The sequence below is a fragment of the Streptomyces sp. So13.3 genome (assembly GCF_005860785.2).
GTDB classification, from domain to species: domain Bacteria; phylum Actinomycetota; class Actinomycetes; order Streptomycetales; family Streptomycetaceae; genus Actinacidiphila; species Actinacidiphila fildesensis.
On sequence record NZ_CP048835.1, the window covers coordinates 6023539 to 6037619 of the forward strand.

The 14081-nt window shown below is 67.2% G+C and carries 12 protein-coding genes; 9 read left to right on the forward strand and 3 right to left on the reverse strand.

Features of this window, described 5'->3' with window-relative positions; genetic code table 11:
* Nucleotides 1-76: 76 nt before the first annotated feature.
* On the forward strand, nt 77-1942 hold the full coding sequence (gene typA / locus C8250_RS27265) for a translational GTPase TypA (RefSeq protein WP_138351040.1): 1866 nt from the start codon (nt 77-79) through the stop codon (nt 1940-1942).
* A gap of 138 nt (nt 1943-2080) precedes the next feature.
* Here the strand turns inward: typA and C8250_RS27270 are convergent, their stop codons facing one another.
* Nucleotides 2081-2533, reverse strand: a complete 453-nt coding sequence (locus C8250_RS27270; protein ID WP_164295296.1) for a nuclear transport factor 2 family protein — start codon at nt 2531-2533, stop codon at nt 2081-2083.
* A gap of 61 nt (nt 2534-2594) precedes the next feature.
* The gene (locus tag C8250_RS27275) at nt 2595-3005 is read right to left on the reverse strand and encodes a VOC family protein (RefSeq protein ID WP_187144998.1); all 411 of its coding nucleotides are present in this window, start codon (nt 3003-3005) and stop codon (nt 2595-2597) included.
* Between the two features lie 435 nt (nt 3006-3440).
* Here C8250_RS27275 and C8250_RS27280 point away from each other — a divergent pair, with 435 nt between their 5' ends.
* The 5 genes from C8250_RS27280 (at nt 3441) to C8250_RS27300 (ending at nt 9361) form a co-directional block, all read left to right on the forward strand.
* Entirely contained in the window at nt 3441-5093 is a 1653-nt protein-coding gene (locus C8250_RS27280) for an ABC transporter substrate-binding protein (protein WP_138351038.1), read from the forward strand.
* A gap of 177 nt (nt 5094-5270) precedes the next feature.
* Complete coding sequence (locus C8250_RS27285; protein ID WP_138351037.1) at nt 5271-6194, forward strand: ABC transporter permease; 924 nt, start codon at nt 5271-5273, stop codon at nt 6192-6194.
* Between the two features lie 33 nt (nt 6195-6227).
* Nucleotides 6228-7160, forward strand: a complete 933-nt coding sequence (locus tag C8250_RS27290) for an ABC transporter permease (protein WP_138351036.1) — start codon at nt 6228-6230, stop codon at nt 7158-7160.
* A 58-nt stretch (nt 7161-7218) separates the two neighbouring features.
* Entirely contained in the window at nt 7219-8268 is a 1050-nt protein-coding gene (locus tag C8250_RS27295; protein ID WP_138351035.1) for an ABC transporter ATP-binding protein, read from the forward strand.
* Nucleotides 8261-9361: a dipeptide ABC transporter ATP-binding protein gene (locus C8250_RS27300; RefSeq protein WP_138351034.1), complete on the forward strand. Its 1101-nt coding sequence runs from the start codon at nt 8261-8263 to the stop codon at nt 9359-9361. The genes C8250_RS27295 and C8250_RS27300 overlap by 8 nt, the downstream gene beginning before the upstream one ends.
* A 57-nt stretch (nt 9362-9418) precedes the next feature.
* On the opposite strand, the gene C8250_RS27305 is transcribed toward C8250_RS27300, so the two are convergent.
* Complete coding sequence (locus C8250_RS27305; RefSeq protein ID WP_138351033.1) at nt 9419-10303, reverse strand: class I SAM-dependent methyltransferase; 885 nt, start codon at nt 10301-10303, stop codon at nt 9419-9421.
* Between the two features lie 169 nt (nt 10304-10472).
* Here C8250_RS27305 and C8250_RS27310 point away from each other — a divergent pair, with 169 nt between their 5' ends.
* The 3 genes from C8250_RS27310 to C8250_RS27320 all read left to right on the forward strand — a co-directional run bounded on the left by C8250_RS27310 (nt 10473) and on the right by C8250_RS27320 (nt 14077).
* Nucleotides 10473-12113 (forward strand): ABC transporter substrate-binding protein, encoded by a 1641-nt coding sequence (locus C8250_RS27310; protein WP_138351032.1) that lies wholly within the window; start codon nt 10473-10475, stop codon nt 12111-12113.
* Nucleotides 12114-12177: 64 nt separating this feature from the next.
* Complete coding sequence (locus C8250_RS27315) at nt 12178-13101, forward strand: ABC transporter permease (RefSeq protein ID WP_138351031.1); 924 nt, start codon at nt 12178-12180, stop codon at nt 13099-13101.
* Nucleotides 13094-14077 carry an ABC transporter permease gene (locus C8250_RS27320; protein ID WP_138351030.1) on the forward strand — a complete coding sequence of 328 codons (984 nt, stop codon included), beginning with the start codon at nt 13094-13096 and terminating at the stop codon, nt 14075-14077. Before C8250_RS27315 ends, C8250_RS27320 begins: the two co-directional genes overlap by 8 nt.
* Nucleotides 14078-14081: the final 4 nt, after the last annotated feature.

Sequence of the window (14081 nt, forward strand, 5' to 3'; positions counted from 1 at the left end):
GCTTGTCCTGCCCGGCGGGCGAGTGCGTCAACACGGAACGCGCAGCCATCCACGATCCCGGGAGAAGCGCCGCAGCATGTCCACGCGCCACGATATTCGTAACGTCGCCATTGTCGCCCACGTCGACCACGGCAAGACGACCCTTGTCGACGCCATGCTCAAGCAGGCCGGCGCATTCGCTGCCCACCAGCACCTCGATGACCGCATGATGGACTCGAACGACCTGGAACGTGAGAAGGGCATCACGATCCTGGCCAAGAACACGGCCGTGAAGTACCACCCCAAGGGTGGCGGCGACGTCATCACGATCAACATCATCGACACCCCCGGCCACGCCGACTTCGGTGGTGAGGTCGAGCGCGGCCTGTCGATGGTCGACGCGGTCGTGCTCCTCGTGGACGCCTCCGAGGGCCCCCTGCCGCAGACCCGCTTCGTGCTGCGCAAGGCGCTGACGGCGAACCTGCCGGTCATCCTGTGCATCAACAAGACGGACCGCCCGGACTCCCGGATCGACGAGGTCATCAACGAGACCTACGACCTCTTCCTTGACCTGGACGCGACCGAGGAGCAGATCGAGTTCCCGATCGTCTACGCCTGTGCCCGTGACGGCGTCGCCTCGCTGACCAAGCCGGAGAACGGCACGGTCCCCTCGGACAGCGACTCGCTGGAGCCGTTCTTCTCCACCATCCTGTCGACGGTCCCCGCGCCCGAGTACACCGAGGGCGCGCCGCTCCAGGCACACGTCACCAACCTGGACGCCGACAACTTCCTCGGCCGTATCGCGCTCCTCCGCGTCGAGGAGGGCGAGCTTCGCAAGGGCCAGCAGGTCGCGTGGATGAAGCGTGACGGTTCGGTCACCCAGGTCAAGATCACCGAGCTGCTGATGACCGAGGCGCTCACCCGCAAGCCGGCCGAGATGGCGGGCCCCGGCGACATCTGCGCCGTGGCCGGTATCCCGGACATCACCATCGGCGAGACGCTGGCCGACCTGGAGAACCCGGTCGCGCTGCCGCTCATCACGGTCGACGAGCCGGCCATCTCCATGACCATCGGTACCAACACCTCGCCGCTGGTCGGCAAGGGCGGCAAGGGCCACAAGGTCACCGCCCGCCAGGTGAAGGACCGGCTGGACAAGGAGCTCATCGGTAACGTCTCGCTCCGCGTGCTGCCGACCGAGCGTCCCGACGCGTGGGAGGTCCAGGGCCGTGGCGAGCTGGCGCTGGCGATCCTCGTCGAGCAGATGCGCCGCGAGGGCTTCGAGCTGACCGTCGGCAAGCCGCAGGTCGTCACCAAGACGATCAACGGCAAGGTCCACGAGCCGGTCGAGCGCATGACGATCGACACCCCCGAGGAGTACCTCGGCGCGATCACCCAGCTGATGGCGACCCGCAAGGGCCGCATGGAGACCATGACGAACCACGGCTCCGGCTGGGTCCGCATGGAGTTCATCGTCCCGGCCCGTGGCCTGATCGGTTTCCGTACCGAGTTCCTCACGGACACCCGCGGTACCGGTATCGCGCACAGCATCTTCGAGGGTCACGAGCCGTGGTTCGGCGACCTGCGCACCCGTAACAACGGTTCCCTGGTGGCGGACCGCGCCGGCGTCGTGACGCCGTTCGCGATGATCAACCTCCAGGAGCGCGGCGTGATCTTCGTCGAGGCGACCACCGAGGTGTACGAGGGCATGATCATCGGTGAGAACTCGCGTTCCGACGACATGGACGTGAACATCACCAAGGAGAAGAAGCTCACCAACATGCGCGCCGCCTCCGCGGACAACACCGAGAACGTGGTGCCGCCGCGCAGGCTCTCCCTGGAGCAGTCCCTCGAGTTCTGCCGCGAGGACGAGTGCATCGAGGTCACCCCGGAGACCGTGCGTATCCGCAAGGTCGTCCTGGACCAGAAGGAGCGCGGCCGCGCGTACTCCCGCGCCAAGCGCTGACGACGGCCCGGCGCCTCGCGGTGCCGGTGCGTCCCGCCCGGGCCGCTGAACGGACACCGGGCGGTCGCTGAGACGTCACAGGGGCGCCACTGAGGCGTCACCGGGAGGGGGTTCGGGGATTTTCCCCGGGCCCCCTCCTCAGCTCTTCTCAGCGCGCGCGGACGCGCTTCCCGGGACGATCCAGGCCGGGGGCTGCAGTACCGGGGTCTTCCAGTAGATGTCGAGCCGGGTGATGAGCCCGTCCTCGCCGAGTTCCATGACGTTGGCGAACGACATCACGTTCCGCTCGTCCGCCGCCGTCGGCTGGATCGTCTCGACAGCCTCGTTGAGCACCCGCCGGCCGTCGGCGCTGAGGAACGTCCGGCGGGACTCCAGCCGGTGGAAGGCCATCCGCTCCGTCACCCGTGAGACGAACGCCACATAGGCGTCCCGACCCCGGACGGTGTCGTCCTCGTCGCCGCGCATCCCGACGCGTACGAAGCCCTCCGCCAGGGTGGAGGCGACCAGCCCCCAGTCGTGCGTGTCGACCCCCCGCCAGAACGACTCCACCGTCTCCTGGCGCCGAGCGTGTTCCAACTCACTGTGGGGCACTGGGGATCCCTTCCCGCGGCCGGCTATAACCTGACGGTCAGTCAGATTAGCCGCCCCTCCGTCAGGAGGCGATGGGTGCGACCAGCTCGACCTCGAACCCCTCGGCGTTCTCCAGATAGGCGGCGTAGTGCGCCTCGCCGCCCGCGAAGGGGTGCCGGTCGGGGAACATCAGGGTCCAGCCGTGCTCCGGCGCCCGGGCCGCGAGATCGTCGGCCATGGCGCGGTCGGCCACGTGGAAGGCCAGGTGGTTCAGGCCCGGCCGGAGCCGCTCGTGCCGGTCGCCGGCGAGGGCGGGTGAGCGCTCGACCACGATGTACGTGGGGCCGAGTTTCCAGCTGCGCCCCGCGGGCCAGTCCTGGAACGGGGTGTAGCCGAGCTCGCCCAGCAGCCAGCCCCAGCTCGCGGTGGCGGCGGGCAGGTCGGCGACCCACAGTTCGACGTGATGCAACAGTCCGGAGATCTCCTGGCTCATGGGCCGATTCAACAGGCTCCGGCGGCCGGGCGGGCCCGGTCGTATCGGGGACGCGGGGAGGTGACCCGCGTAGACTTGCCGTGGATTTTTCGGACTCCCCGCAACCGATTTCGCCGGGCCTGCGTCCGCATAGCGGACGCGATTCGCCGGATGTTGCGTTAACAGTCCGTTTCGCGGGTGTCTGTCTACGTTCCAAATGTCCTAATTGTGGGCCAAGTTCATACCCGATGTGATCAAAGCGAGACCATTTGGGTGTGGTTACGCGCCTAAACGTGCCCGATAGTGGGACGCAGTTCAGCTCGGGTCAATGGGTCCAAGCGCTTATGGGGAGCGCCGACTCACGAGCAACAGAGGGCCGGTTTCGCTGTCAGGGGTGTCAGCGGATGGTCGGCCTTCTTTTCACGTAAAAACAGTGAACTCCTGAGGAGGCAATCCATGCGCGGTGCCAAGAGCGCCAAGTGGGTCGTTGGCGCGGTCATCGTTGCTCTTGCAGCGACCGCTTGCGGCGGCGACAACAAGGACGACAAGTCGTCCGCAGGTGCGGGTAAGGGCGGGGGCACCTTCAGCCTCGGCCTCGTGGAACCGGTCTCTATCGACCCGGTCAACGCGCAGGAGTCCGAGGGCATCCTCGTCACGGACAACCTGTTCACCGGCCTGTACGAGCCGACCGCAGACGGCAAGGTCATACCCGCCCTCGCGACCTCCAAGACGGTCAGCGACGACGGCAAGACCTGGACGTTCAAGATCAAGCCCGGCACCAAGTTCACCAACGGTGAGGTTGTCAACGCCGAGGCGTTCATCCGCGGTTGGACCCGTCTGGCGGCGAAGGCTTCCGCTTCGGACGTGGCCACGCCCAACGTCGGCGGGATCGACGGCTTCGAGGCGCTGCAGAAGGGCACGGGGACCACGTTCTCCGGCCTGAGCGCCCCGGACGAGAACACCCTCCAGGTGAAGCTCGCCACCCCGGACTTCGAGTTCGACGTCAAGACCACGCACACGTCGATGTCCCCGGTCCCGAAGGTCGCGGGCGCCGGCAAGAACCAGGCCTACAACGATGCCCCCATCGGCAACGGCCCGTTCAAGATGTCGGGCAAGTGGGAGCACAACAAGTCCATCACGCTGGTCCGCAACGACGACTACGGTCTGGCCAAGGCGCACCTGGACAAGGTCAACATCTCCATCCTGAACTCGGCGAACGCCTCTCAGCTGGAGTACCAGGGCTTCCAGTCGGGTCAGTTCGACTGGGCCCGGATGCCCACGGCGCAGCTGACCGCGGCCAAGGCCAAGTACACCGCGCAGGGCGAGTGGATTCAGGCCGAGACCAGTGGCATGAACTACCTGCTCCCGATCACGGACAACGGCCCGCTGAAGACCGCCAAGGCACGTCAGGCGATCTCCTACGCGATCGACCGTGACGCGATCATCGCGGGTGTCTTCCAGGGTATGCAGACCAAGTCGACGACGATCCTTCCGCCGTCGTTCGCGGATGTGTACACCAAGGACCTCTGCGTCTCCTGCATCAAGCAGGACAAGGAGAAGGCGAAGTCTCTCGCGGCCGAAGCCGGTCTCAAGCCCGGTGACGAGCTGCACTTCGGCTTCAACACCGGTGGTGGCCACGAAGAGTGGGTCCAGGCCGTCGCCCAGCAGGTCAAGGACGTCCTCGGTCTGAACGTCAAGATTGACGCGAAGCCGTTCAAGGAGCTGCTCGCGGCCCAGCAGGCGCCGGGTGCCACCGGTGCCTACCGCTTCGCGTGGGGTGCGGACTACCCGACCCCGGACAACTTCCTGTTCCCGCTGCTGGACTCCAAGTCCATCAACCCGGACGCGTCCGGCAAGGTCCAGGGCGACAACCGTGCCCGCTACAACAGCCCGGCGTTCGACGCACTGGTCGAGAAGGCCCGTAGCACGAAGGACACCACCGCCCGCAACGAGGTCTACAAGCAGGCCGAGAAGCTCGCGATGGACGACCAGGCCCTGATCCCGCTGTGGAACCGCACCCAGTTCCGTCTGGTGAACACCAAGAAGTTCGCCAACGGCGCCATGGACTTCCACGAGGACCCGAACCTCGCGCAGATCACCCTGAAGTAGTCACATTCCGCCGCACGTCGTGCGGCGCGAACCGGGGGCCGGGGAGACCGAGTCGAGACTCGGTCGCCCCGGCCCCCGGCCCCCGTCGGGAGCGGTGTGATCCACCGCCCCGTCCAGGCGCGCCCGATCCGGGCGTTGTGGCTGCTTCGGTGCGGCAGCGAGGTAGAGAGGTAAGTCATGGGAAGGTATGTGGTCCGCAGGCTGGGCCAGCTGGTTGTCGTCGTGCTCGGTGCGACGATGATCCTGTTCGCCTGCCTGTTCGTGCTCCCGGGTGACCCGGTGGGCTCGATCGGTGGCGACAAGGCGCGTGATCCCGCGGTGGTCAAGGAACTGCGCGCGCACTACGGGCTCGACGACCCGCTGGTCGTCCAGTACGTGCACTACGTGGAGAAGCTCGGCAAGGGTGACCTGGGCGAGGATTACACCCAGGGCCGCTCGGTCAACGAGATCCTCCAGCCCAAGTTGGTGAACACGGCGAAGCTCGCGGTGACCGCGATCATCTTCGACGTCATCCTGGGCCTGAGCGTCGGTGTACTGGCGGCGATGCGCAGATACTCGGTCTGGGATGTTTCGGTGACCTTCCTCACCACGCTCGCCGTCGGCGTACCTTCCATCGTTATCGGCATGATCCTGCAGCGCTTCTTCGTTGTGGAGCTGGGCTGGTTCCCGCTCATTTCGGACGGGTCGTTCAATTCGATGGTGCTTCCGGCGGTAACGCTGGCCATCATCGACGCCGCTCTCGTCGCGCAGATCGCCCGGAGCACCATGCTCGAAGTGCTGCGTGCGGACTACGTCAAGACGGCGGTGGCCAAGGGGCTGCCGCGTCGCACCATCCTCACCCGGCACATCATGCGCAACTCGGTCATCCCGGTGATCACCTACCTGGGTATCTCCTTCGGCGGTCTGCTCGGTGGCGCCCTCATCACCGAGACGATCTTCAACTGGGACGGCATCGGACTCGCGCTGATCACGGCGATTCAGTCGCAGAACAACCCGATCATCGTCGGCGTGGTGACGTACAGCGTCGCTGTCTTCATCCTGCTGAACCTGATCGTCGATCTGCTCTACGCCGCGCTCGATCCGCGCATCCGCCTCTCCTGACCCGCAGGGTCGTCCCGAATTAGGAGTCACACCATGACTGAGGTCGTCACGGGCATGGATGGGTCGGGTACCACCGCGGCCGGTCCGGCCCCGGCCGCGCCGAGCGCAGCCGAACCGAGCGTTGCGAGGATCAGCAACTGGAGCGAGATCCGCGCCCGCTTCCTCGCCAACAAGCTGGCCGTCTTCGGCCTGCTGATCGTCGTCATCCTTCTGCTGGTAGCAGTCTTCGCCCCGCTGATCGCACCCGCGGACCCGCTCCACCAGGACCTGATGAACACCCTGAAGGAGCCGAGCAGCAAACACTGGCTGGGGACCGATGCCCTCGGCCGCGACCAGCTGTCCAGAATCATCTACGGCAGCCGGATCGCGATGATCGTCGGCCTGGCCTCGATCCTGCTCGCCTGCTTCATCGGCATCACCCTGGGTGCGATAGCCGGCTACTTCGGCCGCATCTGGGACACACTGATCATGCGCGTGGCGGACGTGTTCTTCGCCTTCCCGCTGCTCGTCGGCGCCATCGTCATCATCCTGCTGATGGGTCGTGGCGTACTGCCCGTCGTGATCTCGCTGGGCATCTTCTCCTGGGCCACCTTCGCCCGTCTGCTGCGCAGCCAGATCCTGTCGGTGCGCGAGATGGACTACGTGCACGCCGCCAAGGCGCTGGGTGCGAGCCGCCGCAGGATCGTGCTGAAGCACATCCTGCCCAATTCCGTCACCTCGGTGGTGGTCTACGCGGCCAGCAGCGTCGGTATCGCGATCGTCGCGGAGGCGTCACTGTCCTTCCTGGGTGTCGGGGTGAGCCCCGAGGTCGCCGAGTGGGGAAACATGATCTTCGCCGGCAAGGACTTCATGGGTGTCAAGGACTACCTGTGGGTGTACCCCAGCCTGTCGATCGTCACCACCGCGCTCGGCTTCGTCTTCCTCGGCAACGGCCTGCGCGACGCGCTCGACCCGAAGCTCCGGTGAGGCGCCCCCATGAGTCGGACCCCCACGAGCTACGAGCAAGCAGGACGAAGGTGACGGCATGACCACGGTTGAAACGGCCGCCGAGAGCATTGGAACGACCGCCGCCGGCGGGCCCCTGCTCGAAGTGCGCGACCTGCACGTGGAATTCAAGACCCGGGACGGTGTGGCCAAGGCCGTCAACGGCGTCAACTACAGCGTGAGCGCCGGTGAGACGCTGGCGGTGCTCGGCGAGTCGGGCTCCGGCAAGTCGGTGACCGCGCAGGCGATCATGGGCATCCTGGACAGCCCTCCCGGGCGCGTGGCCCAGGGCGAGATCCTCTTCCACGGGCAGAACATCCTGGCCCTGCCGGAGAGCGAGCGGCGCAAGCTGCGCGGCAACAAGATGGCGATGATCTTCCAGGACGCGCTGTCATCGCTCAACCCGGTGCTCTCCGTCGGCTTCCAGCTCGGCGAGATGTTCCGCGCCCACCAGGGGCTGTCGAAGAAGGACGCGAAGAAGAAGGCCATCGAGCTGATGGACCGCGTCCGGATCCCGGCGGCCAAGGAGCGGGTGGGCGACTACGCGCACCAGTTCTCCGGCGGTATGCGCCAGCGCATCATGATCGCGATGGCCATCGCCCTCGAGCCCGACCTGATCATCGCGGACGAGCCGACCACCGCGCTCGACGTGACGGTCCAGGCCCAGGTCATGGACCTGCTCGCGGAGCTGCAGCGCGAGTCCAACATGGGTCTGATCCTGATCACCCACGACCTCGGCGTGGTCGCCGACGTCGCGGACAAGATCGCGGTCATGTACGCGGGCCGGATCGTCGAGACCGCGCCGGTGCACGAGATCTACAAGCGGCCGGCCCACCCGTACACCAAGGGCCTGCTCCGCTCGATCCCGCGCCTGGACCAGAAGGGCCAGGAGCTCTACGCGATCAAGGGGCTCCCGCCGAACCTGCTGGCCGTTCCCTCCGGTTGCGCGTTCAACCCGCGCTGCGAGATGGCGCAGGACATCTGCCGGACCGATGTGCCGCCGCTGCACACGGTGACCGAGGCCGACGGCGGCGAGCTGCCGGGCCGTGGCAGCGCTTGCCACTTCTGGAAGGAGACGATCCATGGCTGATCTCAGCAAGGACGATGAGACGACAGTCGAGGCCGTCGAGGCGGCGATCAACGCCCCGGTCGACCGCGGCGAGCCGATCCTCCAGGTCCGGAACCTGGTCAAGCACTTCCCGCTGACCCAGGGCATCGTGTTCAAGCGGACGGTCGGCGCGGTCAAGGCCGTCGACGGCATCTCCTTCGACCTGTACCAGGGCGAGACCCTGGGCATCGTCGGCGAGTCCGGCTGTGGCAAGTCCACCGTCGCCAAGCTGCTGATGAGCCTGGAGACGGCCACCGCGGGCGAGGTGCTCTACAAGGGCCAGGACATCACCAAGCTGTCGGGGAAGGCCCTCAAGGTCGTCCGCCGCAACATCCAGATGGTGTTCCAGGACCCGTACACGTCGCTGAACCCGCGTATGACGGTCGGCGACATCATCGGCGAGCCCTTCGACATCCACCCCGAGGTGGCGCCCAAGGGCACCCGCCGCAAGAAGGTCCAGGACCTGCTGGACGTCGTCGGGCTCAACCCGGAGTACATCAACCGGTACCCGCACCAGTTCTCCGGCGGCCAGCGGCAGCGCATCGGCATCGCCCGCGGTCTGGCGCTCAACCCGGAAGTCATCATCTGCGACGAGCCGGTCTCCGCGCTCGACGTGTCGGTGCAGGCCCAGGTCATCAACCTGATGGAGAACCTGCAGGACGAGTTCAACCTCTCCTACATCTTCATCGCCCACGACCTGTCGATCGTCCGGCACATCTCGGACCGGGTCGGCGTGATGTACCTCGGCAAGATGGCCGAGATCGGCTCCGACGCCGAGATCTACGAGTACCCGACCCACCCGTACACCCAGGCGCTGCTCTCGGCCGTCCCCGTTCCGGACCCCGAGGCCCGTGCCCACCGCGAGCGCATCATCCTGACCGGAGACGTCCCGTCCCCGGCCAACCCGCCGTCCGGCTGCCGGTTCCGTACCCGCTGCTGGAAGGCGCAGGACAAGTGCGCCACGGACGTTCCGCTGCTGGCGATCCCGGAGCGCTTCAAGGGCGTCGACTCGCCCGCCGCCCATGACTCGGCGTGCCACTTCGCTGAGGTCAAGGACGTGGTGGGCGTCGCGTAACCACGCCGCACACCGTGTGAGGGCCCCTGCTGATCCGTCCTGGATCAGCAGGGGCCCTCACGCGTTCCCGCTCGCTCGGTCCGCCACCAGGTGCGTGGTGGCGATGCGCATGTTCATGGCGCAGGGGATCGTGCCGTCCGGGAGGGCGAGGGAGGCCGCGCCCGCGGTGAAGGTCTCGCGCAGCGCGTTCGTGGCCTCCCGGGAGAGGGGGCCGAGGTCGTAGAGGGCGGAGAGGGTGACCCATACGTCCTCGAGGGAGCCGCTCAGGTCGATCCGTACGGTGTCCCAGCCGACCGGCGCGAATCCGGCCGGGGTGAGGATCGCGTCGAGCCCCGCGCGGTCGCGGGTCCGCCGGTCGCCCAGGCGGGGGATCCGGTGGGTGTCGGGCACCGCCTCGACGACGGGTCCGGTCAGGGCGATGAAGAGCTCGTACGCCTCGCCGCCCGCGGCTCCGCCGCCCAGGGCGAGCGCCAGCAGACCGCCGGGGGCGAGGACCCGGGCGAGCTCGGCGGCGACCCGGTCGACGTCGTTCATGAGCATCAGCGCCATGTGGGAGACACAGGCGTCGAAGTGGTCGCCGGGGAAGGGCAGGTCCTGGGCCCGTGCCTCCAGGAGCGTCGCACCGGCCAGCGCCGGCCGCCGGCGCGCGAGGGCCAGGTCGTCGGGGGAGAGGTCGACGCCCGCGAGCTCCCGGCCACCGGCCGGCGCCTCAGCTGCCCCCTCGTCACCGGACTGCGCGCCGGCCGTTTCCGCCACCTGCTCCAGCAGGAACCCGTCACCGCAGCCGAGGTCCAGCACCCGCCGGTGTCCGCCCACCAGGTCGCTCAGGATCCGGTAGCTGGAGCGGCCGGCGGCGTCCCGGCCGCGGGCCAGGGAGCGCGATGTCACGGCCGGGTGCTCGGCGTGAAAGGCGCGCAGGAACGATTCTTCGGCTGGTGGCATCACCCTTCTGACCCTATGTCGGACAACGTCGCTGAGTGAGGCGTTGGCCCACACGGGGTGTCGGCCGGGAGTTCGTGGGGCGACACGGGTGCGCTAGAGGTGCGTCGGTGACGGGTTTGGGGTGTCATGAGGAACTAAGTGTCATTTGTGACCCATGAGGAGGCACGCGATGCGCGGATCCACGCGCTTGAAGTGGGCCGTCTGTGCGACGGCCGTCGCCCTGGCGGCCACCGCCTGTGGCGGAGGGGGCAGCGACAGCGGTGGTGGAGGCGGCGCATCGGGAATCGTCAGTGCCTCGTGGGGAGACCCGCAGAGCCCGCTGGAGCCGGCCAACACCAATGAGGTGCAGGGCGGCAAGGTGCTGGACATGCTCTTCCGCGGTCTCAAGAAGTACAACCCGAAGACCGGCAAGGCCGAGAACATGGTCGCGGCGTCGATCACCACCACCGACTCGCAGAACTTCGCGATCAAGCTGAACCCCGGCTGGACCTTCAGCGACGGCGACCCGGTCACGTCCGACTCCTTCATCAACGCCTGGAACTACGGCGCGCTGCTGAAGAACGCCCAGAAGAACGCGAGCTTCTTCCGCTTCATCGACGGCTACGACGCGGTGCACCCGGAGAAGGAGGGCGCCGCGTCCACCGCCCAGACGCTCGGCGGGCTGAAGAAGGTCGACGACCTGAACTTCACCGTCAAGCTCGGCGCCAAGTTCTCCACCTGGCCCGACACGCTGGGCTACTCGGCGTACGACCCGCTGCCGAAGTCGTTCTTCTCCGACCACGCCGCCTGGCTGAGCAAGCCGATCGGCAACGGCCCCTACACGGTGGACTCGTACACCAAGGGCCAGACCATGAAGATGCGCAAGTGGGCCGGGTACAAGGGTCCTGACGCGGCCCAGAACGGCGGCATCGACCTGCGGGTCTACACCGACAACAACACCGCGTACACCGACCTGCAGGCCGGCAACATCGACCTGGTCGACGACATCCCCGCGTCGCAGCTCAAGAACGCCAAGTCGGACCTGGGCGACCGGTTCATCAACCAGCCGGCCGGCATCATCCAGACCGTCTCGTTCCCGCTGTACGACGCGAAGTGGTCGGGGCCGAACGCGGCGAAGATCCGCCAGGGTCTGTCGATGGCGATCAACCGCGCGCAGATCACCGAGCAGATCTTCCAGAAGACCCGTGAGCCCGCCAGCGACTGGACCTCGCCGGTGCTCGGCGAGGCGGGCGGCTTCAAGGCCGGGCTGTGCGGTGACGCCTGCACGTTCAACCCGACCGAGGCCAAGAAGCTCATCACGGAGGCCGGCGGCCTGCCCGGCGGGCAGGTCACCCTGACGTCCAACGTGGACACCGGTTCGCACAAGGACTGGTCCGACGCGGTCTGCAACAGCATCAACAACGCGCTCGGCAACGACAAGGCCTGCGTCTTCAACCCGATCGGCACCTTCGCGGACTTCCGCTCGAAGGTGACGAGCAAGCAGATGACCGGCATGTTCAGGACCGGCTGGCAGATGGACTACCCGCTGATCCAGAACTTCCTGCAGCCGATCTACTACACCAACGCGTCGTCGAACGACTCGCACTACACGAACGCGAACTTCGACAAGCTCATCAACGAGGCGAACGCCGAGCCGGACACCGCGAAGGCCGTCGCGCTGTTCCAGGACTCGGAGAAGCAGCTCGCCATCGACATGCCGGCCATCCCGCTCTGGTACCAGAACGGCACCGGGGGCTACTCCACCAAGATCTCCAACGTGACGCTGAACCAGTTCAGCGTCCCGGTCTACAACGAGATCAAGGTCAGCTGACCCGCGCGGTGGCCCGGCGCGGTGACACCGCGTCGGGCCACCGCCCGACTTTGGGGAAGGCCCCATGGGACGCTATGTGATCCGGCGCCTGCTGCAGATGATCCCGGTGTTCATCGGCGCCACGTTCCTGATCTTCGTGATGGTGTACGCGCTCGGCGACCCGGTGGCCGCGTTCTTCGGCGACCGCGCCCCCGACCCCGCCACGGCCGCGCAGATCCGGCACCAGTACGGCCTCGACAAGCCGTTGTGGCATCAGTACCTCGACTACATGGGGAACATCTTCACCGGTGACTTCGGGACCGCGTTCAACGGGCAGCCCGTCACCGAACTGATGAAGAGCGCCTTCCCGGTGACGCTGCGCCTGACGCTGGTCGCGATCTTCTTCGAGATCGTCATCGGCATCACCTTCGGTGTGATCACCGGTATGCGCCGCGGCCGCCCCATCGACACCTCGGTGCTGCTGATGACGCTGGTCGTGATCTCCATCCCGGTCTTCGTGCTCGGCTATGTGCTGCAGTACGTGATCGCGGTGCAATGGGGCATCGGCGAGCCATCGGTATCGCCGGAAGCACCGCTCAACGAACTGATCCTGCCCGGCATCGTGCTGGCGCTGGTCTCCCTGGCGTACGTCACCCGGCTGACCCGGACGTCCATCGCCGAGAACACCCGCGCCGACTACGTCCGCACCGCCGTTGCCAAGGGGCTGCCCCGGCGCCGCGTCATCCTGCGGCACCTGCTGCGCAACTCGCTCATCCCGGTCATCACCTTCATCGGGACGGACATCGGCGGCCTCATGGGCGGCGCGATCGTCACCGAGCGGATCTTCAACATCCAGGGTGTCGGATACCAGCTCTACCAGGGCATCCTCCGGCACAACTCAGCGACAGTGGTCGGCTTCGTCACCATCCTGGTGATCGTCTTCCTGCTGGCGAACCTGCTCGTCGACCTGCTCTACGCGGTCCTGGACCCGAGGATTCGGTATGCCTGAGGAGTACGACCGATCGAACGAGTCCGTCGCCCCCACCGGCATGGGCGGAGGGATGGACCTGGCCGCCTCCGAGGCCCAGACGCTCGATCACGGGCCGGGCCACGGACCGCAACCGGGCGGCCCGACGGGCAAGCCCCGCAGTCTGTGGTCCGACGCCTGGCACGACCTGCGGCGCAACCCGATCTTCATCATCTCCGCGCTGCTGATCCTCTTCCTGATCGTCATCTCGCTGTGGCCCTCGCTGATCGCCAGCGGCAACCCCCTCCAGTGCGATCTGTCCAAGTCCCAGCAGGGCTCCCAGCCCGGCCATCCCTTCGGCTACGACAACCAGGGGTGCGACGTCTACACCCGCACGGTCTACGGAGCCCGCGCGTCGGTCACCGTCGGCGTCTGCGCCACGGCGGGCGTCGCGCTGCTGGGCGGCATCCTGGGCGGGCTGGCCGGCTACTTCGGCGGCGCCTGGGACGCGGTGCTCTCCCGGATCAGTGACATCTTCTTCGCCATCCCGATCATCCTCGGCGGCCTGGTCTTCCTGTCGGTCGTCACCAACTCCACGGTGTGGCCGGTCATCGGCTTCATGGTGCTGCTCGGCTGGCCGCAGATCGCCCGTATCGCGCGCGGCTCGGTGATCACCGCCAAACAGAACGACTACGTCCAGGCGGCCAAGGCGCTGGGGGCCAACCACACCCGCATCCTGCTGCGGCACATCGCCCCGAACGCGGTCGCCCCGGTGATCGTGGTCGCGACCATCGCGCTCGGCACGTACATCGCGCTGGAGGCGACGCTGTCCTGGCTCGGGGTGGGCCTCAAGCCGCCGACCGTCTCCTGGGGCATCGACATCTCGGCGGCGTCCACCCAGATCCGCAACGCACCGCACATGCTGCTGTGGCCCGCGGGCGCGCTGAGCATCACCGTGCTCGCGTTCATCATGCTCGGCGACGCGGTGCGCGACGCCCTCGATCCCAAGCTGCGCTGACGGA

What these genes read in the sequence shown, in the direction of transcription:
- C8250_RS27275 (WP_187144998.1), bottom strand. Translation starts at nt 3,005, where the DNA reads ATGAGCCAGGAGATCTCCGGACTGTTGCATCACGTCGAACTGTGGGTC.
- C8250_RS27315 (WP_138351031.1), top strand. Translation starts at nt 12,178, where the DNA reads ATGGGACGCTATGTGATCCGGCGCCTGCTGCAGATGATCCCGGTGTTC.
- C8250_RS27310 (WP_138351032.1), top strand. Translation starts at nt 10,473, where the DNA reads ATGCGCGGATCCACGCGCTTGAAGTGGGCCGTCTGTGCGACGGCCGTC.
- C8250_RS27290 (WP_138351036.1), top strand. Translation starts at nt 6,228, where the DNA reads ATGACTGAGGTCGTCACGGGCATGGATGGGTCGGGTACCACCGCGGCC.
- C8250_RS27280 (WP_138351038.1), top strand. Translation starts at nt 3,441, where the DNA reads ATGCGCGGTGCCAAGAGCGCCAAGTGGGTCGTTGGCGCGGTCATCGTT.
- C8250_RS27320 (WP_138351030.1), top strand. Translation starts at nt 13,094, where the DNA reads ATGCCTGAGGAGTACGACCGATCGAACGAGTCCGTCGCCCCCACCGGC.
- C8250_RS27305 (WP_138351033.1), bottom strand. Translation starts at nt 10,303, where the DNA reads ATGCCACCAGCCGAAGAATCGTTCCTGCGCGCCTTTCACGCCGAGCAC.
- C8250_RS27295 (WP_138351035.1), top strand. Translation starts at nt 7,219, where the DNA reads ATGACCACGGTTGAAACGGCCGCCGAGAGCATTGGAACGACCGCCGCC.
- C8250_RS27300 (WP_138351034.1), top strand. Translation starts at nt 8,261, where the DNA reads ATGGCTGATCTCAGCAAGGACGATGAGACGACAGTCGAGGCCGTCGAG.
- typA (WP_138351040.1), top strand. Translation starts at nt 77, where the DNA reads ATGTCCACGCGCCACGATATTCGTAACGTCGCCATTGTCGCCCACGTC.
- C8250_RS27285 (WP_138351037.1), top strand. Translation starts at nt 5,271, where the DNA reads ATGGGAAGGTATGTGGTCCGCAGGCTGGGCCAGCTGGTTGTCGTCGTG.